Here is a 22,937-nt window from a genome sequence, read left to right as displayed (position 1 = left end):
GGGGCCCCCCCCCCCCGCCCCCCCCGCGGGGGGGGCCGCCGCCCCCCCGCCGCGAGGATGCCGGTGGCCGGGCCGGCCGGTCGAGGGCCGAGACGAAGGCCGGAGCCGGGGGTGCCGGCCGGTCGGGGGCGTCGGCTACACGCCGCCCTCGCCACCGCCGGGGCTGCCCTCGCCCTCGCCCGGGTCGCCCGTCGGGTCGGTGCCGCCGGTCGCCGGGTCGGTGGTCGGCGTCGTCGGCGGGTTGGGGTCGTCCGTGGTCGGGGTGTCCGTCGGCTCGGTCGCGCCGTCGGTGGGCTCGGTCGTCGGGTTCTGCGTCTGCGGCGGCGTCGTCGGGTTCTGGGTCTTCGGCGGCGTCGTCGGGTTGCGCGTCGGCGGCGGGGTCCAGCCGCCGGTGCCGCCCGTGGAGGTGTCGTCGGTGGCCGTCGGCTCCGTCGGCTCCTTGGTGGGCTTCTTCGTCGGCTCCTGCGACTTCTTCTCGGTGGCCGACGGCGACACCGTCGTACCCGGCGTCTTGTCGCCCCCGTCGCCACCGCTCAGGTTGACCGCGACGACGATGCCCACCACGACGGCGATCAGCGCGAGCGCCGCGAGCAGCCAGGTCCGGTTGCGCCGGCCACCGCGCGGGCCACCGTCGAACCCGCCGTCGTCGTCCCGGCCGGGGCCGATGAACACCGGCTGCTGCGAGGTCTCGCCGTGCCCCGGGTGCGGCATCGCGGAGGCGCCGGGCGAGCCCATGGCGGGCGTGGCGGCGCCGAGGTGGCTGACGGGACCGGTGTTCCAGGTGCCGGTGTAGCCGCCCTCCTCGTGCAGCATCTGGAGCGCGTACTGCACCAGGCCGCGCATCTCCTCGGCGCTCTGGAACCGGTCGTCCGGGTCCTTGGCCAGCGAGCGCATCACCAGCCCGTCCAGCTCCGGCGGCACCCCTTCGGTCACCTCGGACGGCGGGACCGGGGCGTCCTGGACGTGCTGGTAGACCACCGAGAGCGGGGTCTCGCCGGTGAACGGGGGACGCAGCGCGAGCAGCTCGTACAGCAGGCAGCCGGTGGCGTACAGGTCGGAGCGGTGGTCGACGGCCTTGCCGAGCGCCTGCTCGGGCGAGAGGTACTGCGGGGTGCCCATGACCATGCCGGTCTGCGTCATGGTGCTGGCCGCGCCGTGCAGCGCGCGGGCGATGCCGAAGTCCATGACCTTGACGGCGCCGCCGTTGGTGATGATGACGTTGGCCGGCTTGATGTCACGGTGCACGATGCCGTGCTGGTGGCTGTACGCGAGCGCCTCCAGCACACCGGAGACGATGATCAGCGCCTGGTCGGGCGGCGGCGCCTCCGCGTTGAGCAGGAGTTCGCGGATGGTGTGGCCCTCGACCAGTTCCATCACGATGTAGGGGACCACGTGCTGTCGGCCGCCGGCGCCGACCAGGTCCTCGCCCGAGTCGTACACCGCGACCACCGCGTGGTGGTTCAGGCCCGCGACGGACTGTGCCTCACGCGTGAAGCGCGCCTTGGAGACCGGGTCCTCGGCGAGGTCGGCCCGCAGGAGCTTGACGGCCACCGTGCGCCCCAGGCGCACGTCCTCGGCGGCGAACACCTCGGCCATGCCGCCCCGGCCGAGCTTGTGCGTCAGCCGGTACCGTCCGTCGCCGATCAACCCACCGTTGCCCCAAAACTCCGGCGAATCGGACATTCCAATTCCAGTGGCGTCAGAATCGGAGGGCCCCTGAGCGCCCTGGGTCTGTGCCATCAGTCCTCGCCGTCGTTTCTATCCACTCGCACGGGCTAGGGTTCCCCAGGCCAGCGGCCGGGGGTCGTACTTCGCTAGGGCACGCTACAGGCTCCGGGCGGTCCACCGGTTCGTGATGGACCGGCCATCAAACCCGTTTCGGGCGGAGCCTGGCAAATCACGTGACGGCTTCTTGCGCATCCGGTCACGGAACGGGCACGCGGCTTGACGTGTCGCCCCCCTGGGGCAGACTTGGCCGAGATCTAGGGATCACTACGCAGGTGAAAAGCCAAAAGGCAAGGGCAGTGCGCCAAGGGGGAAGTACACGATGAGCCAGCACGGCGCACAGGGCCGGTACCAAGGCCACTCCATCGCCGGCGGGCGCTACCAGCTTCAGGACCTCCTGGGCGAGGGCGGAATGGCCTCCGTGCACCTGGCCTACGACGCCGCCCTGGACCGCCAGGTCGCCATCAAAACCCTGCACACCGAACTCGGCCGAGAGCAGTCGTTCCGCGAACGTTTCCGTCGCGAGGCCCAAGCCGTCGCCAAGCTGTCACACACCAACATCGTCTCGGTCTTCGACACCGGCGAGGACGAGTTGGACGGCGGCCTCATGCCGTACATCGTCATGGAGTACGTCGAGGGCCAGCCGCTGCGCTCGGTACTCGACGCGGACGTGCGGCAGTACGGCGCGATGCCCGCCGACAAGGCCCTGAAGATCACCGCGGACGTGCTCGCCGCGCTTGAGGTCAGCCACGAGATGGGCCTGGTGCACCGCGACATCAAGCCCGGCAACGTGATGATGACCAAGCGCAACGTGGTCAAGGTCATGGACTTCGGCATCGCCCGCGCCATGCAGTCGGGCGTCACCTCGATGACCCAGACCGGCATGGTCGTCGGCACCCCGCAGTACCTCTCCCCCGAGCAGGCCCTGGGCCGTGGCGTGGACGCCCGCTCCGACCTGTACTCGGTGGGCATCATGCTCTTCGAGCTGGCCACCGGGCGCCTCCCGTTCGACGCGGACTCGCCGCTGGCCATCGCGTACGCGCACGTACAGGAGGAGCCGGTCGCGCCGTCGAGCGTCAACCGCTCGCTCACCCCGGCCATGGACGCGCTCGTGGCCCGCGCGCTGAAGAAGAACCCGAACGAGCGCTTCCCCACCGCGGAGGCCATGCGCGACGAGTGCGCGCGCATCCTGGGCAGCGGCCAGTCCGGCGCCGCCCCCGCCGTGATCACCGGGGGTGGCCCCCAGCGCAGCGGCGCCGGTGTCGGCTCGGCCGTCTTCCCGCCGGTGGACCAGCGGGCGGCGCCGCCCGCCCAGCCCAGCGTCCAGACCCCGTACCAGCCCCCGCAGGCCGGCTACCAGAGCGGCGGCTTCGGCCCCAGCACGCCGCCCCCCAGCCCGTACGCGCCGCACCAGCCCCAGCAGGGCGGTTACGTCACTCCCGCCTACGCCACCGGCGGCCACGGTGCCCCGGCGCCCGCCCCGGCCCCGTACGTCACCCCGCAGAACCACGCGAGCGGTGGCGGTCAGGGCGGCGACGGCGGTGGCAGCAAGAAGGTCGTCATCAGCTCGGCCGTGGTGGCCGCGGTCGCGGTCATCGCCGTGGTCGCCGCCTTCGCGCTCAAGGGCGGCGGCGGGGGCGACGGCAAGGAGGAGAAGGCGAAGCCGACGGAGACGACCGTCGCGGCCGACTTCAAGGAGGGCGACACGTCCAAGACGATCGACCCGGAGAAGTGCACCGACGCCTACGAGGCGCCGGACAAGCCGGGCTCGTTCATCATGCCGGAGTTCCAGTACCTCTACATCGACTCGGTGAAGGACTGCCTGAAGAAGGCGGGTTGGAAGTACGAGGTCGTCCCCATGAACGAGAACACCTGGGGCAAGGGCACCGTCATGGAGTACACCTTCGACCAGCGCGAGCCCTTCAACCCGGACGAGGACAAGGTCGAACTGAAGGTCTCGACGGGCAACCCGGAGTAGGCCCGCGCCGACCGGCGCCGCGCGCCACACCCGAAGCGGTCCCCCCGACCCACGACGGTCGCGGGGACCGATCCGTTTCCCGGGGACGTCGCGCCCCGCGGGTCACGTGATCGGCGCGCCGCGTACGGGCGGGTGGGCGCGGCCGGCGCGGGCCGGGTGCGCGGGCACGCACGCACGCGTGACGGACCGGGCGGACACCACGGCCCGGCCCGGCGCACGGGGCCGGGCCGAACGGCGGTACGCGTCGTCGGCGGGCCGCGACGGGCGAGCGGTGCGCCGCGCGCCACCTGGTCGGGGCGCGGGCGTCGGCGGCCGGGCGGAGGGGTCAGAGGTAGGGGCCGGAGCGGGCGCCGCCGGGCGGCTGGGTGCCGTCGTCCTCGTCGCCGCCGCCCATGCCCGGCGGCAGCGCCCTGCGCATCTGCTCCAACTGCGCGCGGGCCGCCATCTGCTGGGCGAACAGCGCGGTCTGGATGCCGTGGAAGAGCCCCTCCAGCCAGCCGACCAGCTGCGCCTGGGCGATCCGCAGTTCGGCTTCGGTGGGAATCGTCTCGTCGGTGAAGGGCAGCGAGATCCGCTCCAGCTCCTCGATCAGCTCCGGCGCGAGACCGTCCTCCAGCTCCTTCACGGAGCTGGAGTGGATCTCCTTCAGCCGGACCCGGCTCGCCTCGTCCAGCGGGGCCGCCCTGACCTCCTCCAGAAGCTGCTTGATCATGCTGCCGATGCGCATGACCTTCGCGGGCTGCTCGACCATGTCCGTCACGGGCACCTCGCGCGACTCGTCGCCGCTCTCGCTCGAGCCGGTACCGCCCAGAGCCATCCCGTCCGGACCGACGACCAGGACGTGCGGGCTCTCCTGCGACCGTTCGTTCATCGGCTGGTTCATGGCTCCCATTGTTCCGTACGTCACGCCGACCGCCCGGTGCGGGGGCGTCGTCCGGCCACCGCGCGCTCAGTGCCGGCGCAGCCGCAGCCCGAAGTAGGCCAGGCCAAGGCCCGTGAGGGCCATTCCGGTGCCGAGGGGGAGGACGCGCAGCACCCGGTCGTCACCTGACGCCGTGGCCCGCTGACCGCCCCCGGCCGCCCCCTGGCCGTCCCCCGCCGTGCCCGGCGGGGCCGACGGCAGCAACGGCACCGGCGGGCCGCCCGGCAGCTCCCAGCCCGTCAGCGGCCGGCCCGCCTCCGCGTGGTCGCGCGAACCACCCCAGGGTGGCCGGCCCTCGGGCGCGAGGGGCGCGATGGAGGGCTGGTCGGAGCCCGGCTCCCGGCGCGCGTCCCGGGAGTCGGGAGGCTCGGAGGAGTCCGCGCCCGGCCCCGTGGACGGGCCGGGGGAGACGCCCGTGGGCGGCCGCCCGTCCAGGGGTGCCGTGGACGCGTCGGCGTCACCCGCGTCCGCACGGCCGTGGCCGTCACCCTCGGGGGCCAGGCCGTGGTCCCGGTCGCGGTTCTCATCCTGGTCCTGGCCGTGGTCGCGGTCGTGGTCACGGTCGTGGTCGCGGTCCCGTTCGCCGTCGTGGTCGCGGCCCTGGTCACGGTCGCCGTCGAGGATGCCGTCGTGGTCGGTCCGGCCGGCTGACCCGGGCTCGTCCGGGCCGGTGCCGGGTTCCCGCGCGGGCCACGCGTCGGTGTCCCCGGGCCGCCGCTCACCGAACGGATCGGCCTGGTCCGGGCGCGGCGTCGAGGTGGGCCCGGTCGGTCGGCCCGGCCGCGCCGAACCGTCACCCGTCACGGCGTACGGCGCCAACCGCCCGGGATGCGCCCGCCCCTCCCCCGCCCCACTCCCCGCCAGCCGCGCCCCCGACGGCTCCGGCGGCCCCACCGGCACGGCGTACCCCGGCCCCGCCACCACGAGCACCAACACCCACACCCCACCCAACAGCCACCCAAGACGCTCGCCCACATGGCGGTTACTCCCCCGAGGTCCCTCGGGCCGGGTGGCCTTGACGAGACCCCCGGGCCGGGTGGCCTTGACGAGACCCTCAGGCCGGGTGGCCTTGGGGAGGCCCTCAGGCTGGGTGGCCTTGGGGAGGGGGACTTTGGGGGCTGGGCCCCTGTGTCGGGCCTCGGGGTGGAGGGCCTTGCAGCGGGGGCTTTGCGGAGCTGGGCCCCTGTGCTGGGCCTCGGGCCGGGAGCCTTCAGGCCGGGTGGCCTCGGGGAGGGGGGCCTCGGGGAGGGGGGCCCTGGGGAAGGGCCTCTCTCGGTGGGTGGGCTGGGGGTGAGTGGCTTCGGGGGGCGCGCCCTCGGAGTGGGGTTCAGGTCGGGTGGCCCCGGGGTGAGTGGCTTCAGCGGCTGCGGTCCCGGGCCGGGCCTCGCCTTGGGCGGCCTCGGGGGCTGCGGTCTCGGGCCCTGCCTCGCCTTGGGCGGCCTTGGGGTGGCGGCTCTCGGGGGGCGTGCCCTCGGGGGCTGGGCTCTTGTGCCGGGCCTCGGGGCGAGTGGCCTCGGGGGCCGCGCCTTCGGGGTGGGGCTCGCGGTGGGGCACACCAGGGTGAGTGGTCTCGGGGGCTGTGGTCTCGGGCCGGGCGGTCTCGGGGCGAGGCGCCTTGGGGTGGCGGCTCTCGGGGGCCGCGCTCTTGGAGTGGGGCTCGCGGTGTGAGGCCCCGGGGTGGGAGCTGCCTGTGGGCGGTGTGTCCCTGGGGGCTGTGCTCCTGGGGTGGGTTGGTGTGGCCCGGGTGGGGGGCGGGTTGGTTGCGGTGGAGGGGGTGTGGCGGGGTGGGGTGGGTGGTCTGGCTGGGGTGGGAACGTCTGGTCGGGGAGCGTTCTCGTGACGCGAACGGTGCCGGTGTGCTGAGACCACGGCCGTGTCCCTTCGGTCCCGTCATCCATCGACTGACGGCCTCAGCGTCACACGGGGGCAAAGGCTCGGCATCTCGGGTCGCCGGTACGCGGAGGGCTCGTCACCCCGGCCCGTCGGCGCGGTTCGCGGCGCCGGAGAGGGCCCTGGGCAGCGGAGAGTTGGGGCGCCGACGGCGTGGGAGGGGAGACGTACGGCGGGGCCTCGCACGAGGGCGTGCGGGGGGCGTACGGGGACGGGGGGATCACGGAGGGCGGGCGGGGGTGTCTCGCGTGGGGCGTACGGGCGGGGGCGGCGGCTCGCGTGGTGGTGGCGTATCGGCGCGGTGGGATGTCCACGGCGGTTGGCCGGTGGACCACGTGGCGGTTGGCCGGTGGCCCACGTGGCGGTGGGTGGTGGCGTACCGGCGGTGGGTGGTGGCGTTACCGGCGGTGGGTGGTGGCGTACGTGGTGGTGGGTGGTGGCGTTACCGGCGGTGGGTGGTGGTGCGCGGCAGTGGTGGCGCGCATGGCGGTGGGTGATGGTGCGCGCGGGGGCGGCGCGCGTCTGGTGGGGCGGTGTGGACGACGGGGGGGGTGGTTCGCTGACTCGTCGCGTGCCCCGCGAGTGGGGGCGTACGAGGTGGGTGGTGGGTGTGCCGCGAGGTGACGCGTGCGCGAGGTGGCGGGTGGTTCTCGGCGGGGCCACGCGTCGCGCTTCGGGGTGGGATGTCGCTGGTCAGGGGCCGGGAGCGGGGGCCGAGGGGGCCGCGCCCTCCCCCGGGCCGCCAGACCGCCAGGCGAGAGGCCCGGGGGCGAGGGGGCCGGCGGCCCGGGGGCATGGGATCGGGGGCCGGGGCACGGGGGCATACTCCCCGGGGCACGAGGTCGAGAGGCCCGAAGCGCGGCGGCTCGTACTCCCCGGGGCACGGAAACACGTACTCCCCGGGGCACGGCATCTCGTACTCCCGAGGGTGCGAGGGCACGCACTCCCGGGAGCACAAGCTCACGTGCTCCCGAGGGCACGAGGTCTCGGGGCCGGGGCTGGCAGGGCCCCGAAGGCACCGGGCCACAGGGCCAGAACGCCACGGGGCCCGGGGGCCGGGGGCCGGGCCACAAGGCCAGGAGGCCACAAGGCCAAGAAGCCAAGAAGCCAGGGGGTCAGGGGGTCAGGGGGTCAGGGGGTCAGGGGGTCAGGGGGTCAGGGGGTCAGGGGGTCAGGAGGATCTTGCCTACGTGGGTGCTGCCCTCTACTACGCGGTGGGCCTCGGGGGCCTGGTGCATCGGGAGCGTGCGGTCGACCACGGCCCGGACCCGGCCGCTCTCGATCAGCGGCCACACGTGTTCCCGGACCGCCGCGACGATCGCCGCCTTCTCGGCCAGCGGGCGTCCGCGTAGCGACGTGGCGGTGACCGCGCCCCGCTTGCCGAGCAGCGCGCCCAGGTTCAGTTCGCCCTTCGCCCCGCCCTGGAGGCCGATGATCGCGAGCCGGCCGTTGACGGCGAGCGCGCGGACGTTCGCGTCCAGGTACTTGGCCCCGACGATGTCGAGGATGACATCCGCGCCCGCACCGCCCGTCGCGGCGCGCACCTCGGTCACGAAGTCCTGCTCCCGGTAGTTGATCAGTACGTCGGCGCCCAGTTCCGCGCACGCGGCCAGCTTCTCCGCGCTACCGGCCGTCACCGCGACCCGCGCGCCGACCGCCTTCGCGAGTTGGACGGCCATCGTGCCGATGCCGCTGGAGCCGCCGTGTACCAGCAACGTCTCACCGGGACGAAGGTGAGAAATCATGAAGACGTTGGACCAAACGGTGGACACGACCTCGGGCAGGGCCGCCGCCGTCGCCACGTCCATCCCGGCCGGCACGGGCAGTACCTGCCCGCTCGGCACCGCCACCTTCTCGGCGTACCCGCCGCCGCTCAGCAGCGCGCACACCTCGTCGCCGACCGCCCAGCCGCCGCCCGCGCCCGGCCCGACGGCGACGATCCGGCCCGCGCACTCCAGGCCCGGATACGGTGACGAGCCGGGCGGCGGGTCGTAGAAGCCCTGCCGTTGCAGCACGTCGGCGCGGTTGACGGCGCTGGCCGCCACCTCGATGAGGACCTCGCCCTCGGCGGGCTCGGGGTCGGGGACCTCGGCCCAGACGAGGGCCTCGGGTCCGCCTGGCTCTGGGATCGTGATCGCACGCATGCTCGCGAGGCTACCCGCGCGGCCCACTCCCACTCGGGGCCGCGCCACGGCCTCCCCCGGTAGGGGCCCGAGGCTGGTCGGTGAGGGTTACTCGGCCGGTGGCCGGGCGCGTACGACCACGATCAACCGGTCGGTGGCCTGCAACGGGCTCGCCTCCGGGTTGTCGTAACCCAGCAGTCGGTGGCCGCGCAGCACCGTCACCACCAGGTCGTCCGTCTCCCGCACCTGCTTGCCGACCTCCGACTTGACCACCGGCCGCTCCACCAGGTCGAGGCCGCTGCCCTGCTGGATCAGGTCCTCCATCACGGCGCCGGCGCTCGGGCTGTGCACGGAGAGGCCGAGCAGCCGGCCGGCCGCGCTGGCGCTGGTGATCACCGCGTCGGCGCCGGACTGCTTCAGCAGCGGCGCGTTCTCCTCCTCGCGGACGGCGGCGACGATGTTGGCGCCCTTGTTCAACTGCCGCGCCGTGAGCGTGACCAGCACCGCCGTGTCGTCGCGCTGGGTGGCGATGACGAACTGGCTGGCCCGCTGCCCCTCCGCGCGCAACAGCACGTCGCTGCGGGTCGCGTCGCCGACGACACCCGCGAACCCCTCGGCGTTGGCCGTCTCGATCACCTTGTGGTTCGGGTCCACCACCACGACCTGCTCCTTGCGCAGCCCGGTCGCGCACAGCGTCTGTACGGCGGAACGCCCCTTGGTGCCGAAACCGACGACGATGGTGTGGTCGCGCAAGGCGCTCCTCCAACGGTTGAGACGGAACTGCTCGCGGGTGCGCTCGGTGAGCACCTCCAGCGTCGTACCGACCAGGATGATCAGGAACAGCACGCGCAGCGGCGTGATCAGCAACACGTTGGTGAGCCTGGCGCCGTCACTGTGCGGCACGATGTCGCCGTACCCCGTGGTCGAGAGGGTGACGGTCGAGTAGTAGACGGAGTCGAGGAAGTCGACGGAGCCGTCGGCGTTGTCGTGGTACCCCTCGCGGTCCAGGTACACCAGCAACACCGTCACGACCATCACGAGCAGCGCGACCAACAGCCGCCGCCCGACCTGCCGCAGCGGCCCCGCGGGGAAGCGCGGCAGCTGTACGTGGTGGGAGACGGGTTCCTGGTTACGCGCCACCGCGTCGTGCGAGGGCAGCTTCACTCGGTTCCTCCGGGCGGCCGTACATCGGGGGTGCTGGTGCTTCCGGGACGCGGGGCGAGCGGTGAGCCGACACCCCACGCGTCCGAGGTGAACCCACCCGGCCACCCACCCGGAGCCCCCAACGTAGCCGAGCCCGTGACCGCGCCAAACGCCCCGGTGGCGAATCGCCCCCCGCCAGCCCCCACCCACGGGTGGCGGGCCCTGACGAGCCCGGGGCGAGTGGGAGCGGGGTGGCCCACGGAGGGGCCCGGCTGGGTGGGAGTGGGGTGGCTCGCGGAGAGGCCCGGCTGGGTGGGGGTGGGGTGGCCCGTGGTGAGGCCAGGCTGGGTGGGAGTGGGGTGACCCACGGAGGAGCCCGGCTGAGCGGGAGCGGGGTGACCCACGGAGGAGCCTGGCTGAGCGGGAGTGGGGTGACCCACCGGGGGCCCGGGTTGTGTGGCAGCGGGGTGCGGGCCGGGGGCGGGGTGTTCCACGGAGGAGCCCGGCTGAGCGGGAGCGGGGTGGCTCGCGGAGGGGCCCGGCTGGGTAGGCCCCGGCTGACCAGGGGTGAGTTGTCCGGGGGTGGCGGCCGGTTGGTCGCGTACCGGCGCGGTGCCGGGAAGGGGGTGCCCAGCCCCGGGCTCCGGCCAGCCGGCGTTGAGTTGCTCGGGGGCGGGGGCGAGTGTCGGGCCGGAGGCGAGGTGCCCGGAAACGCGTCCCGGACGCGTGCGCGCGGGGTGCCCGAGGTCGGGTGGGCCGGCGAGCGTCGACCGCCCGGGAGCGGATGGCCCGGGGGCGGGAGCCGGCTGCCCCGGGGCGGATGGGTCGGCGAACTTCGGCTGGTCGGGAGTGGGAGGCTCCGGCATGGGTGGGGCCGAGGGCGTCGGCTGGCCAGGTGCCGGCGAAGCGCCGGAAGCGGGGGCCCCAGCCGCGACCCCCGACTGCTCGCCAGCGGGTCGTCCGGCCCCCCACCCCGCCGGGTTACCACCGCCGGATTGCCCTCCCCCGGGCCCCGGCTGACCTGGGGTGGGGCGCCCTGAAGCGAGCGGGTTCACAGAGGTGGGGCACCCGACGAAAGACCCCGACTGCCCAAGCGAAAAGTGCCCCGGGCCCAGCGGGTCAGCGACTGCGAGGTCGCCGAAAGCAGGCGGGTTCACGGAAGTGGGGTACCCGACGAAAGGCACCGCCTGCCCGGACGGAGAGTGCCCCGGGCCCAGCGGGTCAGACGCTGCGAGGTCGCCGGAAGCAGGCGGGTTCACGGGGGTGGGGTACCCGACGAAAGGCACCGCCTGCCCGGACGGAAAGTGCCCCGGGCCCAGCGGGTCAGACGCTGCGAGGTCGCCGGAAGCAGGCGGGTTCACGGAAGTGGGGCACCCGACGAAAGACCCCGACTGCCCGGACGAAAAGTGCCCCGGGCCCAGCGGGTCAGCGACTGCGAGGTCGCCGGAAGCAGGCGGGTTCGCGGGGGTGGGTGGCTCGGGGGTGGGTTGCTCGGCGGGCGGGGTGTTGGTCGGCCTGGGTTGCTCGGCGGGTGACCCCGACCGGTCGTACGCCGGCGGGTTGGTGGCCGTGGGCCCGCGCGGCGTCGGCGTCTCGGAGGTGGGGTGGGCGCCCACCCGCGTCGCGCCGCCGGTTGGGTCTTCCATCGGGCTCGTGATGCCGGGCCAGTGGCCGACACCACCGGCGTCCGCCCACGGCAGGCCCAGCACCTCGACCTCGTCGCCGCGCGCCACGCCACCGGGCGGGATGACGGCCATGCCGTCCGCGACGGACACCCCCCGCAACATCGCCGGCCCGCTGAAGTGCAGCGGCACCGCCGCTCCGGCCCGCCGACGTACCGGCACCAGCCGCGTGTCACGCGGGTGCCAGGGAACCTCGTCCGCCAACGGCATCCACGTCGACGGGCCACCCGACCCGACGACCCGTCCCGGCCGCCCGCCCGACCCGCGACGCTCGGCCGGAGCCCCGGAGGCCGACCCCGTGAACCGACCGCCCTCCTCGCCCACCGGCAGCCGCCGAGTGGCCGCCCACCCGTCGGAGTCACGCCGGCCCGCACCCCGTCGGTCAGAATCCCGCTGATCCCCGCCCCAGTGCGGGGACACGTCACGGTCGGCGCCCCGACCATCGGCGGCGTACGCCCCACCACTCCGCGCGCCCCCCGCGCCCGCTCCCTCCGACCGCGTACGCCCGGGCGCCGGATCGTCGGGCCGTGGGCGGGCGGCGAGCGTGCGCAGCAGCGGCTCGGCGAACGTGAGCAACCCGGACACCGCGGCCAACGGGTTGCCCGGCAGGCCCACCAGGTGTCGGCGCTCGTCCAACCGGGCCAGCACCATGGGGTGGCCGGGGCGGACCGCGACCCCGTCGACCAGCAGACGTGCGCCGAGCCGCCGCAGCACGGGGTGGACGTGGTCCACCGGCCCACCCGCCGTACCACCCGTGGTGATCACCAGGTCGGCGGGAGAGTTCCCGATCGCGGCGTGCAACGCCTCCGCGTCGTCCCCCAACCAGCGGGTGGCCAGCACGTCCGCGCCGAGCGCCTGGAGCCAGGGCCCGAGCATCGGGCCGAGCGCGTCGCGGATGAGCCCGTCGTGCGGCAGCCCCGAACGCAACAACTCGTCGCCCAGCACCAGCACTTCGGCCCGTGGCCTGCGTACGGTCAGCAACGCGTCGTACCCCGCCGCCGCCGCGAGCCCCACGACGGCCGGCGTCACCAGTGTCCCGGCCGGCAACAACCGGTCGCCCCGACCACACTCCTGGCCTCGCGGCCGGATGTCCTGCCCGGGTTGCACGGGGTGCGCGGGCGACGCGTACAGCCAACCGTCCGCGCCCCCGGGCCGACCGCTCGCGCCGGACCCGGGCCCCGTCGTGGGCGCGGGCGCGCTCGCGGACTCGGTCGCGGGCTTCGTTTCGGAGGCGCCCCTCGCGCCGGGCTCGGCCCCGGGGTCGACCTCCGTACCGTGTTCGCTGCGCAGTACGGCGGTGGCCCCCGGCGGCGTCCTGGCCCCGGTCGCGATCCGCACCGCCTGGCCGTCCGCCAGCGGCTCCGGGCGCGCGTGTCCGGCCAGTACGCCCCGGCCGCGCGCCGGCAACCGCCAGGGGCCGGGGCCCGCGAGCGCCCAGCCGTCCATGGCCGAGGTATCGAAGGGTGGCAGGTCGGTCAGCGCGGTCAACGGCTCGGCCAGCACCCGGCCCAGCGCCGCGCCCAACGGGGTCGCCGTCGCGGCCAACGGCGCGCTCACCGCACGCGCCGCGATCGTACGAGCCTCGGGCCAACTCGCGGCGGCCCCACCGTGCCCCACCCGACCCGCGCCACCCGGTACGTCGACGTGCCCCGCGCCACCGGTGTGCCCGGCTCCGCCCACGTCGGTGGCCTCACACGGATGAACGGACCGGTCCGAACCAGCCGCGCCACTAACGGGGTTGGCCGCACCGACGGGGCCACTCGCGGTGCCCGGCCGACGCGTGCCGCCCCGTCCGTCGCCAGCACCACGCCCGTCGCCGGCACCGCCACCGTCGACCGAGCCGAAACCGGCCGGGCTGACCGAGCGTCCTACGCCGCCCGACCCCGCGATGTCGCCGGAACCCACCGCCGGGTACGGCGCGCCACCGTCACCGTCCCGAACGCCACTGGCGTCACCCGCGCCAGGACTGGCCTGGTCAACCGGGTCACGCGCCTCGTCCGAACACCACGAAGCGCCGCGACCACCGCGCGCCTCGCCGCCGCTACCCGCCCCCGGTCCGACCGTGCTGACCAGGCCGCCACCGACGCCCGAGCCGTCAGAATCGCCTGCCCCACCCGAAGAACGCGGGCCACCACACCCATCGTGCACACCCCCCGGGCTGGCTGGGCTGGCTGGGCTGGCTGGGCTGGCTGGGCTGGCTGGGCTGGCTGGGCTGGCTGCCGAGCCTGACACGGGGGCGGTACCCGGAGCGTCGCCCCCGCGCGAATCCGTACCACCGACAAGACCAACACCATCGCCAGCCCCGGCACCGCCGACGACCCGCACCGCGCCCCCAACGCCGACACCGCCGCCAGCACCGCGGTCAGCACCAGAGGCACCGCGGTCAGCGCCAGAGGCACCGCGGTCACCAGCAGCAGCACTGGCACCAGCGCCGATGCCAGCCCCACTGTCGGCACCAGCACAGCTGTCGGCACCAGCACCAGCACGGCTGTTGGCACCAGCACCGGCAGGACTGTCACCAGCGGCATCGCTCGCGACGGAACCACTCATCCCGGCCGACCCACCGACGCCCCCACTCACGTCGGCGGGGAAGACATCGGCGGCGGGGGCGGTGGAACCAGTGCCCGTTCCGAAACCGGAGACCCCACACCCCACACCGCGACCAGCCCCCTCACCACCGCCCGAACCCACACCCACCCCGCCTCCGCTCCCGCTCCCGCTCCCGAATCCAGCATCAGCGCCGTACGAAGCGTCGCCCCCCGGCACCTCGGCGGCGGCGGCCCCGGCGCGGTCGGCGGTCCGCTCCACGCCGTCCGTCCGGGACGGTTCCGGCACCTGCGAGGCCGCGCGCCGCTGGCCGCGCCCCCGCGACACCCTGTCCGTCCCGCCCGGACCCGTGCCGTCGACGTCTCCGGCGCGGCCACCGCTCCGGGCCCGCCCGGACCCGGGAACCTGGCCCGCGCCGTGATCGCGACCGGGGTCGGCGCCCGCCCCGTCCGCCGCGCCCGGGCTCGCGTCCGCGTGCCGGGCGGGCTCCAGCCGCTCGCCCGGTCGTACGGCCCGACCCGAGGCCGCCACGGCGAGCGCTTCCTCCGTCGCGCGTTCAAGGGCCGCTTCGGCACTCTCGTCGCCGGTCGGGCCCGAACGTTGTCGGCCGCTCATTCCGCTGACCGCTCCGGGGCTCCGGTCGCACCGGGCCCCTCGGGGCCACCCGCGCCCGGGACCACGGGGCCGGGCTCCGTGTCCTCGGTCGCGGCCGTGCCCGTGCCGCCCTCGGCGCTCTCCCGCGCCCAACGCGCGGCCAGCGCCACCGCCTTGCGGGTCGCCTCCGCCACCGCGTCCGGACCGCCGTCGGCCGCGCGGCCGGCCGCGTACCCCACGAGGAAGGTGGTCAGCGGCGCGGCCGGCCGGGCCACGCCGTGTGCCGCGTCTCTGGCCAGGTCGAGCAGGGCCGCCGTGTCGACGTCGAGGTCGATGCCGAGTTCCGCTTTGACTGTGTCGATCCATTCATCCAGCACACGGCCATGCTCCCTGATCCTCGCCCGCGCGGCGCCCACCGCGTCCCAGGTGTCGCAGTCGAACGCGGCGTCGGCGTACTGGGGCAACCCGCGCAGCCGCAGCTCACCGGTCAGCAGTCGCAACGGCAGCCCGGACAACCGGCCGTGCTCCGCGTACAACAGGCCCAGCTCACGGCGCAACGGCTCGGCCCGGTACGCCGCGGCCAACGGCTGCTCCCGCCCCCGCGCGTCGACGAGCTGCGCACCCTCGTCACCGGGCGGGATCGCCAGCAGGGCCCCCACCGTCTCGCGCGTCATGAACGGCAGGTCGGCCGAGAGCACGAGCACGACCTCGGCCGTCGTCTCCCGCAGGCCAGCCGCCAGTCCCGCCACCGGCCCGCCGCCCGGCGGGTCCTCGCGCACCCAGCGGACGGAGCGCACCGTCGGCCGTCGCGGGCCGACCACGACCGTGCGCCCCGCGTCGCCACACGCGCCGAGCACCCGGTCGAGCAGCGAACGTCCCCCCACGCTCAGCGAGGGCTTGTCCGCTCCCCCGAGCCGTCGCGCGGCACCACCGGCCAGCACGACGGCGTCGTACGTCACCCGCTCATCCGTTCACCCGTCATGCCCCGAGTATGGCCGCCCACCACGTCACCTCACAGAGCCCTCCCCGCCCCGCTCGCCCCACAAGAGCCTTGCCGTCAGGCCCGCCCCGCGACACCGGCCGAGCCCCAGCCCGGCGTCGGCCGCGCGCGGCCCCAACTCCCCAGCCCACGCCCGTGGCCCGGGGCGGGACGGGTCGGGTCGGGCTGGGTCGGGGCGGGCTGGGTCGGGGCGGGCTGGGCCGGGTCGGGCCGCGCGCCCGCCGTACCGCGACCGCCCGCGCGCCCACCCGCCGGGCCCGTGCGCTACAGCGTGCGCAGCAGCACCGCCGGCTGCTCGACGCAGTCGGCCACGTAGCGCAGGAACCCGCCCGCGACGCCGCCGTCACACACCCGGTGGTCGAAGGTCAGCGAAAGCTGCACCACCCGGCGTACCGCCAGCTCACCACGGTGTACCCAGGGCCGGTCGGCTATGCGGCCCACACCGAGCATCGCCGCCTCGGGGTGGTTGATGATCGGCGTGGATCCGTCCACACCGAACACCCCGTAGTTGTTGAGCGTGAACGTGCCGCCGGTCAGCTCGGCCGGGGTGAGCCGCCCCGCCCGCGCGCTCTCCGTGAGCCGGGCGAACTCCGCCGAGAGGTCCACCACGTCCCGCCGGTGCGCGTCGCGTACGACAGGCACCATCAGGCCACGGTCGGTCTGGGCGGCGAAGCCCAGGTGCACCGCGGGGAGCCGGACGATCTCGCGTGCCTCGGTGTCCACCGTGGAGTTCAGCTCGGGGAAACGGGCGAGCGCGGCCGTGCAGATCCGCGCCAGGACGGCCAGCAGCGAGACCCTGGGGTCCCCCGCCTCGTTCATCGCGGTCCGCGCCGCGAGAAGCTCGGTCGCGTCGGCGTCCACCCAACACGTCGCCTCGGGGATCTCCCGACGGCTACGGGAGAGCTTCTCGGCCACCGCCCCGCGCACCCCGCGCAGCGGTATCCGCTCCGCCCCCAGAGCACCGTCATGCCCGTGCCCGTGCCCCAGCGCCCCCGACCCGCCGGCCGGCACCCGCTGCCGCTCCGCTTCCAGCGCCGAGACCGCCCGGGCCGCGCCGCCCGCCCGCTCGCCGGCCAGCCCCGGACGGGCCGCCGCGTCCGGTGCCCCGGCCGCCGCGACGGCCCGCTCGACGTCCGATCGAAGGATCAGCCCGTCGGGTCCGGTCCCCGCCACCGCGCCCAGGTCGAGCCCGTGCTCCCGGGCCAACCGGCGTACCAGCGGCGATATCACCGGCACCAACCGCCTCGGGGGAACGACGCCGTTGGCCGCGCCGACCTCGGCTGTCGCGACTGAACCGGTCGCCGTCGCCCCGGCTCCTGGCGTCGCGTCGCTCGGCCCCGCAGCGCCCCGGGCCCCAGGCCGCGCGTCGACCTCGCGCGCCGCCTCGTCCCGTCCGTCCGGCGCGCTTCCGGCGGCCGGACCCGCGTCCCGTGGCGCGCCCGTGGCGACGCCCACCGATTCGGGCACGCGGGCGACCGGGGTCAGCTTTCCGGCGCGCAGCCGGCGCCGCCGCGCGGCCGGCGCCCCCGTCCCGTAACCCACCAGGACGTTCCCCGAGCCCTCCGCGCCGTCGGCGCCGTCCCCCGAGATCCCGGGGTCGGTCGTGTCGGCGGAGTCCGCCGCACCCGGGCCGCCCGCACCCGGGCCGGCCGTGCTCGGGCCGCCCGTGCTCGGGCCGGCCGGCTCGGCCGTGTCACCCACCGCCACCGTCAGCAGTGCCGCGCCGACCGGCAGTTCGGTGCCTTCCTCGCCGAACCGCGCGGTGACCACGCCCCCGTACGGGCAGGGCACCTCCACCATCGCCTTCGCGGTCTCGACCTCCACCACCGGCTGATCGACCGCCACCACGTCGCCGACGGCCACCAGCCAACGCACGATCTCCGCCTCGGTCAGCCCTTCCCCGAGGTCGGGGAGGGCGAATTCGCGGACCACCGCCATCAGCGCACACCCCCAGCGCGTCCCTCGGTCCCACGCTCGCGCCCCGGCTCCGTCGTCCAGTCGGCCTCCCACTGAAGGCGCGCGACCGCGTCCAACACCCGGTCCACACCCGGCAGGTGGTGCCGTTCCAGCATCGGGGGCGGATAGGGCACGTCGAAGCCCGCGACCCGCAACACCGGCGCCTCCAGATGGTGGAAGCACCGCTCCGTGACCCGGGCGGCGATCTCCCCGCCGGGTCCGCCGAACCCGGTGGACTCGTGGACGACGACGGCCCGGCCCGTGCGGCGCACCGAAGCGCACACCGTCGCGTCGTCGAAGGGCACCAGCGAGCGCAGGTCGACGACCTCCAGGTCCCAGCCCTCGGACCGCGCCGCCTCGGCGGCCTCCAGACAGACCGGCACCGAGGGGCCGTAGGTGATCAGGGTGGCGCTGCGGCCCGTACGACGGACCACCGCGCGCCCGATCGGTGCGACCCGCTCCGGCCGCTCGGGCACCCAGTCGGCCTTCGACCAGTACAGCCGCTTGGGCTCCAGGAAGACCACCGGGTCGTCGGAGGCGATGGCCTCGCGCAGCAGGCCGTACGCGTCGGCCACGGTCGCCGGCGCCACCACGTGCAGGCCGGGCGTCGCCATGTAGTACGCCTCGGAGGAGTCGCTGTGGTGCTCGACGCCACCGATGCCACCGCCGTACGGGATGCGGATGGTCAGCGGCATCGGCAGCGCGCCCCTGGTGCGGTTGCGCATCCGCGAGACATGGCTGATCAGTTGCTCGAAGGCGGGATAGGCGAACGCGTCGAACTGCATCTCGACGACCGGCCGCAGCCCGTACATCGCCATCCCGATCGCCGTGCCCAGGATGCCGGCCTCGGCCAGCGGGGTGTCGGTGCAGCGCTCCTCGCCGAACTCGTCGACCAGCCCGTCGGTGATCCGGAAGACACCGCCGAGGCTGCCGACGTCCTCGCCCATCACGTGCACGGTGGGGTCCTCGGCCATGGCGTCGCGCAGGGCCCGGGTCAGCGCCTGCGCCATACTGGCGGGCTTGTGCCCGGCCTTGCGGGTGGTGGGGACGGCCGCGGTGGTCATCGTTCCTCCTCCGGGTCGAGCTCGGCGTCGAGCTCCGCGCGCAGTTGGGCCGCCTGCTCGTGCAGTTGGCTCGTCTTCTCGGCGTACACGTGCGCGAACAGGTCCATGGGTTCGAGCGCCGGGTCCGCGTTCATCCGCTCGCGGAGGCGGGCCGCCATCTGCTCGGCGGCCTCGCGCGCCTCCCCTATGGCCTCGTCCGTCAACAGCTCGCGCGCTCGCAGCTCGTGCTCCACCAGCTCGATCGGGTCATGCGCACGCCATGCCTCGACCTCGGAGTCCGCGCGGTAGCGGGTGGCGTCGTCGGCGTTGGTGTGCGCCTCCACGCGGTAGGTCACGGCCTCGATCAGGGTCGGCCCGCCGCCCGTACGCGCCCGCTCGACGGCCTCGGTGAGCACCTCGTGCATGGCCAGCGCGTCGTTGCCGTCGACGAGTCGCCCGGGGACGCCGTACCCCACTCCCTTGTGCGCGAGGGAGGGAGCCGCGGTCTGCTTGGCCAGCGGCACGGAGATCGCGAAGCCGTTGTTCTGCACCAGGAAGACGACGGGCGCCTGCCAGACGGCCGCGAAGTTCAGTGCCTCGTGGAAGTCGCCCTCGCTGGTGCCCCCGTCGCCGACCATGGCCAGCGCCACCACGTCGTCGCCCTTGAGGCGCGCCGCGTGCGCCAACCCGACGGCGTGCGGGAGCTGGGTGGCCAGCGGCGTGCACAACGGCGCCACCCGGTACCGGCTCGGGTCGTAGCCCGTGTGCCAGTCACCGCGCAGCAGGGTCAACGCCTCGACGGGGTCCACCCCGCGCGCGATGACCGCGAGCGTGTCCCGGTAACTGGGGAAGAGCCAGTCCTGGTCGGCCAGAGCGAGACCCGCCGCGATCTCGCACGCCTCCTGGCCGGTCGAGGAGGGGTAGACGGCCAGCCTGCCCTGCCGGGTCAACGCCGTGGCCTGCGCGTTGTACCGACGGCCCCGGACCAGTTCGGCATAGAGCCTGAGCAGCAGCCCCGAATCGGCCTCGGCCACGGCATCGGTACCAAGAACTCGGTACGGCTCCGCGTCGGGGAGCAACGGTGCGGGGTCGGTACGAGGCCGCCACGCCGGGGGCGGGGTGGGCCGATGGGAGCCGGGCTGCTCAAGGACCGTCATGTCGAGCACCTCCTCATGGGGCTGCGTCCGAGTACGCGATGCGCCATCGCGCCTTCCCTACCGATTGTTCGGTCGCCTCGTCATTTTGGCTACAGGCGGGCCTAGCCTGTGGACAAACGGTTATCCACAGCCTGAGATAAACGCAGTGCGTCCAAGGAGGGGAGGCGAGAGCCCATGTCAGACGAACAGATGGCCAACCCGAGCGAGCAGCCGCCCGCACGGCCGCTCGACCCGATCGACCGCGACATCCTGCGGATGCTCCAAACGGATGGCCGCGCCTCCGTACGTTCGGTAGCCGAGCGTGTGCACATCTCGCGTGCCAACGCCTACGCCCGCGTCAACCGGCTCATCGACGACGGCGTCATACGCGGCTTCAGCGCCCGCGTCAACCAGGAACGGGCAGGTCAGGGCGCCTCCGCCTACATCACCCTGAAGATCGTGCAGAACTCCTGGCGCACCGTCCGTGACAAGCTCCAGGAGCTACCGGGAGCCACCCACATCGCCCTGGTCAGCGGAGACTTCGACGTCCTGCTCCTGGTCCACACCGCCGACAACCGCGCCCTGCGCGAACTGGTCCTCACCCGCATCCAGGCCATCCCCGAGGTCCTCAGCACCCGCACCCTGCTGGTCTTCGAGGAGACCGACCTGGGCCTGGACACGGAGATCTAGTCGGGCGGCACACCCGTCCCGGGCCCCAGCCGATCCCCCGACCGCCTCAGCCACCCCACAGCGCGTCGCCGCCGGAGTCGCGCGCCCGCCACGGCCCGTGCGACCCGTGCGACCTGCGGCGCGACCGGTCCGCCGGTCCGCGTCCGCGACCTCACACCCGCAGCCCGGCGAACGCGGTCCGCACCACGGCCTCGGCCACCTCGTCACTGGTCGCCGCGCCGCCCCGACCCGGCCGGTACCACTCCACGATCGAGTTGATCATCCCGAAGAGCAGTCGGGTGGCCAGCCGTACGTCCACGTCCGGGCGCAGGTCACCGTCGGCCGCGGCCTGCTTCAGCAGCTCGGCCACCTCGTGGTCGAACTCGCGCCGCCGCTCCATGGCCCACCGCTCGGTGTCGGTGTTGCCGCGTACCCGCAGCAGCAGCGTCACGTACGGCAGCTCGGCCATCAGCACGTCGGCCGTGCGCCGCACCACGTACTGCAACCGGTCGATGGCCTCGCCCTGGAGTGCCGCGGGCTCCTGGAGAATCCCGAACAGTCCGTCGAGCGCCCGGCTTATGGCCCGCCGCAGCAGCTCCTCCTTGCCCTTGACGTGGTGGTAGATCGAGGACTTGGAGATGCCCGCGGCCCGCGAGAGGTGCTCCATGGAGGTGCCGTCGTATCCGCGCTCGTTGAACACCTCGACGGCGACCGCGAGCAGCGATTCGGGCGTATAGGTGTCGCGCTTGGCCATGGCCACGATTAGAGCAGGTCACGGCGTGCTGACGCACGGCGGACCAGGAGGGGCGACGGCGCGTAGCGCCCGGTGGGGTAGGCGGTGTGCAGATGATCAAGCACGCCCCGCACCCATGCGGCGCCCAGTTCGTCGCCCCACTCCAACGGGCCGCGCGGGTAGTTCACCCCCTTCCGCATGGCGGTGTCGATGTCGTGGGCCTCGGCGACATGTCGGGCCTGCGCGTCGGTGGCGAAGTCCACGAGCATCGCCACCGTGCGGGCCACGATCAGGCCCGGTACGTCGTCGATGACGCTGACGGTCTTGCCCAGCGCCTGGAAGAGGCCGACGGCTGCCTCGACCGAGGCGGGGCGCGCGGCATCGGACGCGGCCAGCGCGACGCGGGTGGCGGTGCGGTAGTCCAGGGCCAGATCGAAGCGCAGGGTGTCGGCGAACGGGGATGCCGAGGCGGTTGAGCCGTCGGTGAGGCCGAGGCGGGCGCCGCCCGGCAGCTCGACGAAGCCCGCCTCGCCGTCGGCCCCACCCTGGTAGCTGACCTTGATCCCCGCGTGGGATATGAGTTCGGGCAACACCGCCGCCGGCCCCAGGTCACCGTGCACGACCACCGCCTCGGGGGGCGGCTGCGACGCGGCGGTCCGCGCGGCGGGCCGCCCTACCGGCGGCTCGGCGCCGGAGCCGTCGGCGTACGTGAACCATCCGCGGCCCGTCTTGCGGCCGTGCAGCCCGGACTCGACCAGCCGCCGCTGGGCGAGCGAGGGCGTGAACTTCGGGTCCTGGAAGAAGGCGTCCCACACGGACCGGGTCACGGCCTCGTTCACGTCCTGACCGATGAGGTCCGTCAGCTCGAAGGGGCCCATGCGAAAGCCGCCCGACTCACGCAGCACGGCGTCGATGGTGGCGGGATCGGCCGCCCGCTCCTCGTAACAGCGCAACGCCTCCGCGTAGAAGGGGCGGGCGACGCGGTTGACGATGAAGCCGGGTGTGTCGGCGCAGCGCACCGGCGTCTTGCCCCAACCGGCGACGGTCTCGTACGCGAGGTCGGCGGCGGCCTCGTCGGTGGCGAATCCGCGCACCACCTCGACCAGCGGCAGCAGCGGTGCCGGATTGAAGAAGTGCAGGCCGACGAGCCGCCCAGGGTGCTGGAGCGTGCCCGCGACCGCGGTGACGGACAGCGAGGACGTGTTGGTGGCGAGCAGGCAGTCAGCGGTCACGACGCGCTCGAGCTCGGTGAACAGCTCGCGCTTGACCGCGAGCTGCTCCACCACCGCCTCGATGACCAGGGCGGCGTCGGCCAGTTCGGGCAGGGCGTCGGCGGGCAGCAGTCTGGCGCGGGCGAGGTCGCGCTGGGAGGCGGGCAGCCTGCCCTTGTCCACCAGCCGGTCCAGGCGGGCCGCGATGGCGTCGGCGGCCTGCGCGGCGCGGCCGGGCAGCGCGTCGTACAGCCGCACCGGGTGCCCCGCGACCAGGGCGACCTGCGCGATGCCCTGCCCCATGGTGCCGGTGCCGACGACGGCCACGGTCCGGCTTCGCGCGATCCCCGGAGCCGCTGCCGGGCTGGTCCCGGGCGTGGCGACAGGGGGCTCAGGGGCGGTTTTGCTGGTGTGGGCGGCGGCTCCGGATGCGGTGCTCATGTCGTTGATCCTCCCCGAAGATGGGTCCACGCGTCGGTTATCCACAGGCCCAATCCGGGCGTCTTTCGATGTTTGTCCACAGGTTCCTCGGACCCCCTTGTCCCGACCGATCGTTCGGTTAATCTAGCTCTGTGTCCCCCGTCC

General features: G+C 74.5%; 14 protein-coding genes. 2 read left to right on the top strand and 12 right to left on the bottom strand.

The window, feature by feature from the left end; all coding sequences use genetic code 11:
• Nucleotides 1-135: 135 nt before the first annotated feature.
• Nucleotides 136-1,740, bottom strand: a complete 1,605-nt coding sequence (locus ACFVFR_RS28485) for a protein kinase (RefSeq protein ID WP_383706835.1) — start codon at nucleotides 1,738-1,740, stop codon at nucleotides 136-138.
• Between the two features lie 307 nt (nucleotides 1,741-2,047).
• Here ACFVFR_RS28485 and ACFVFR_RS28480 point away from each other — a divergent pair, with 307 nt between their 5' ends.
• Nucleotides 2,048-3,703, top strand: a complete 1,656-nt coding sequence (locus ACFVFR_RS28480) for a protein kinase (protein WP_383706833.1) — start codon at nucleotides 2,048-2,050, stop codon at nucleotides 3,701-3,703.
• 325 nt (nucleotides 3,704-4,028) lie between these two features.
• On the opposite strand, the gene ACFVFR_RS28475 is transcribed toward ACFVFR_RS28480, so the two are convergent.
• The 9 genes from ACFVFR_RS28475 to pdhA form a co-directional block, all read right to left on the bottom strand.
• Nucleotides 4,029-4,586: a bacterial proteasome activator family protein gene (locus ACFVFR_RS28475; RefSeq protein ID WP_383706831.1), complete on the bottom strand. Its 558-nt coding sequence runs from the start codon at nucleotides 4,584-4,586 to the stop codon at nucleotides 4,029-4,031.
• A 66-nt stretch (nucleotides 4,587-4,652) separates the two neighbouring features.
• On the bottom strand, nucleotides 4,653-5,600 hold the full coding sequence (locus ACFVFR_RS28470; protein WP_383706829.1) for a hypothetical protein: 948 nt from the start codon (nucleotides 5,598-5,600) through the stop codon (nucleotides 4,653-4,655).
• Nucleotides 5,601-7,678: 2,078 nt separating this feature from the next.
• Complete coding sequence (locus ACFVFR_RS28465) at nucleotides 7,679-8,659, bottom strand: NAD(P)H-quinone oxidoreductase (RefSeq protein ID WP_383706827.1); 981 nt, start codon at nucleotides 8,657-8,659, stop codon at nucleotides 7,679-7,681.
• 87 nt (nucleotides 8,660-8,746) lie between these two features.
• A complete protein-coding gene (locus ACFVFR_RS28460) occupies nucleotides 8,747-9,802 on the bottom strand; it encodes a potassium channel family protein (protein ID WP_383706825.1) in 1,056 nt (351 codons plus the stop codon).
• Nucleotides 9,799-13,080, bottom strand: coding sequence for a molybdopterin-binding protein (locus ACFVFR_RS28455; protein WP_383706823.1), 3,282 nt, complete (start codon nucleotides 13,078-13,080; stop codon nucleotides 9,799-9,801). Before ACFVFR_RS28455 ends, ACFVFR_RS28460 begins: the two co-directional genes overlap by 4 nt.
• A gap of 1,541 nt (nucleotides 13,081-14,621) precedes the next feature.
• The gene (locus tag ACFVFR_RS28450; RefSeq protein WP_383706821.1) at nucleotides 14,622-15,563 is read right to left on the bottom strand and encodes an NTP transferase domain-containing protein; all 942 of its coding nucleotides are present in this window, start codon (nucleotides 15,561-15,563) and stop codon (nucleotides 14,622-14,624) included.
• 305 nt (nucleotides 15,564-15,868) lie between these two features.
• The gene (locus ACFVFR_RS28445; protein WP_383706819.1) at nucleotides 15,869-17,542 is read right to left on the bottom strand and encodes a dihydrolipoamide acetyltransferase family protein; all 1,674 of its coding nucleotides are present in this window, start codon (nucleotides 17,540-17,542) and stop codon (nucleotides 15,869-15,871) included.
• The gene (locus ACFVFR_RS28440) at nucleotides 17,542-18,624 is read right to left on the bottom strand and encodes an alpha-ketoacid dehydrogenase subunit beta (RefSeq protein WP_383706817.1); all 1,083 of its coding nucleotides are present in this window, start codon (nucleotides 18,622-18,624) and stop codon (nucleotides 17,542-17,544) included. Before ACFVFR_RS28440 ends, ACFVFR_RS28445 begins: the two co-directional genes overlap by 1 nt.
• The gene (pdhA, locus tag ACFVFR_RS28435; protein ID WP_383706815.1) at nucleotides 18,621-19,760 is read right to left on the bottom strand and encodes a pyruvate dehydrogenase (acetyl-transferring) E1 component subunit alpha; all 1,140 of its coding nucleotides are present in this window, start codon (nucleotides 19,758-19,760) and stop codon (nucleotides 18,621-18,623) included. Before pdhA ends, ACFVFR_RS28440 begins: the two co-directional genes overlap by 4 nt.
• 174 nt (nucleotides 19,761-19,934) lie before the next feature.
• Between pdhA and ACFVFR_RS28430 the strand changes: the two genes are divergently transcribed.
• Complete coding sequence (locus tag ACFVFR_RS28430; RefSeq protein ID WP_383706813.1) at nucleotides 19,935-20,429, top strand: Lrp/AsnC family transcriptional regulator; 495 nt, start codon at nucleotides 19,935-19,937, stop codon at nucleotides 20,427-20,429.
• Between the two features lie 151 nt (nucleotides 20,430-20,580).
• Here ACFVFR_RS28430 and ACFVFR_RS28425 read toward each other — a convergent pair whose 3' ends face one another.
• A complete protein-coding gene (locus ACFVFR_RS28425; protein ID WP_383706811.1) occupies nucleotides 20,581-21,168 on the bottom strand; it encodes a TetR/AcrR family transcriptional regulator in 588 nt (195 codons plus the stop codon).
• Nucleotides 21,169-21,170: 2 nt separating this feature from the next.
• A complete protein-coding gene (locus tag ACFVFR_RS28420; RefSeq protein WP_383706809.1) occupies nucleotides 21,171-22,793 on the bottom strand; it encodes a 3-hydroxyacyl-CoA dehydrogenase in 1,623 nt (540 codons plus the stop codon).
• Nucleotides 22,794-22,937: the final 144 nt, after the last annotated feature.

It is taken from the genome of Streptomyces sp. NPDC057702 (genome assembly GCF_042799315.1).
In the GTDB taxonomy this organism is placed as follows: Bacteria; Actinomycetota; Actinomycetes; order Streptomycetales; family Streptomycetaceae; genus Streptomyces.
This window is presented reverse-complemented; position numbering and strand designations above follow the sequence as displayed.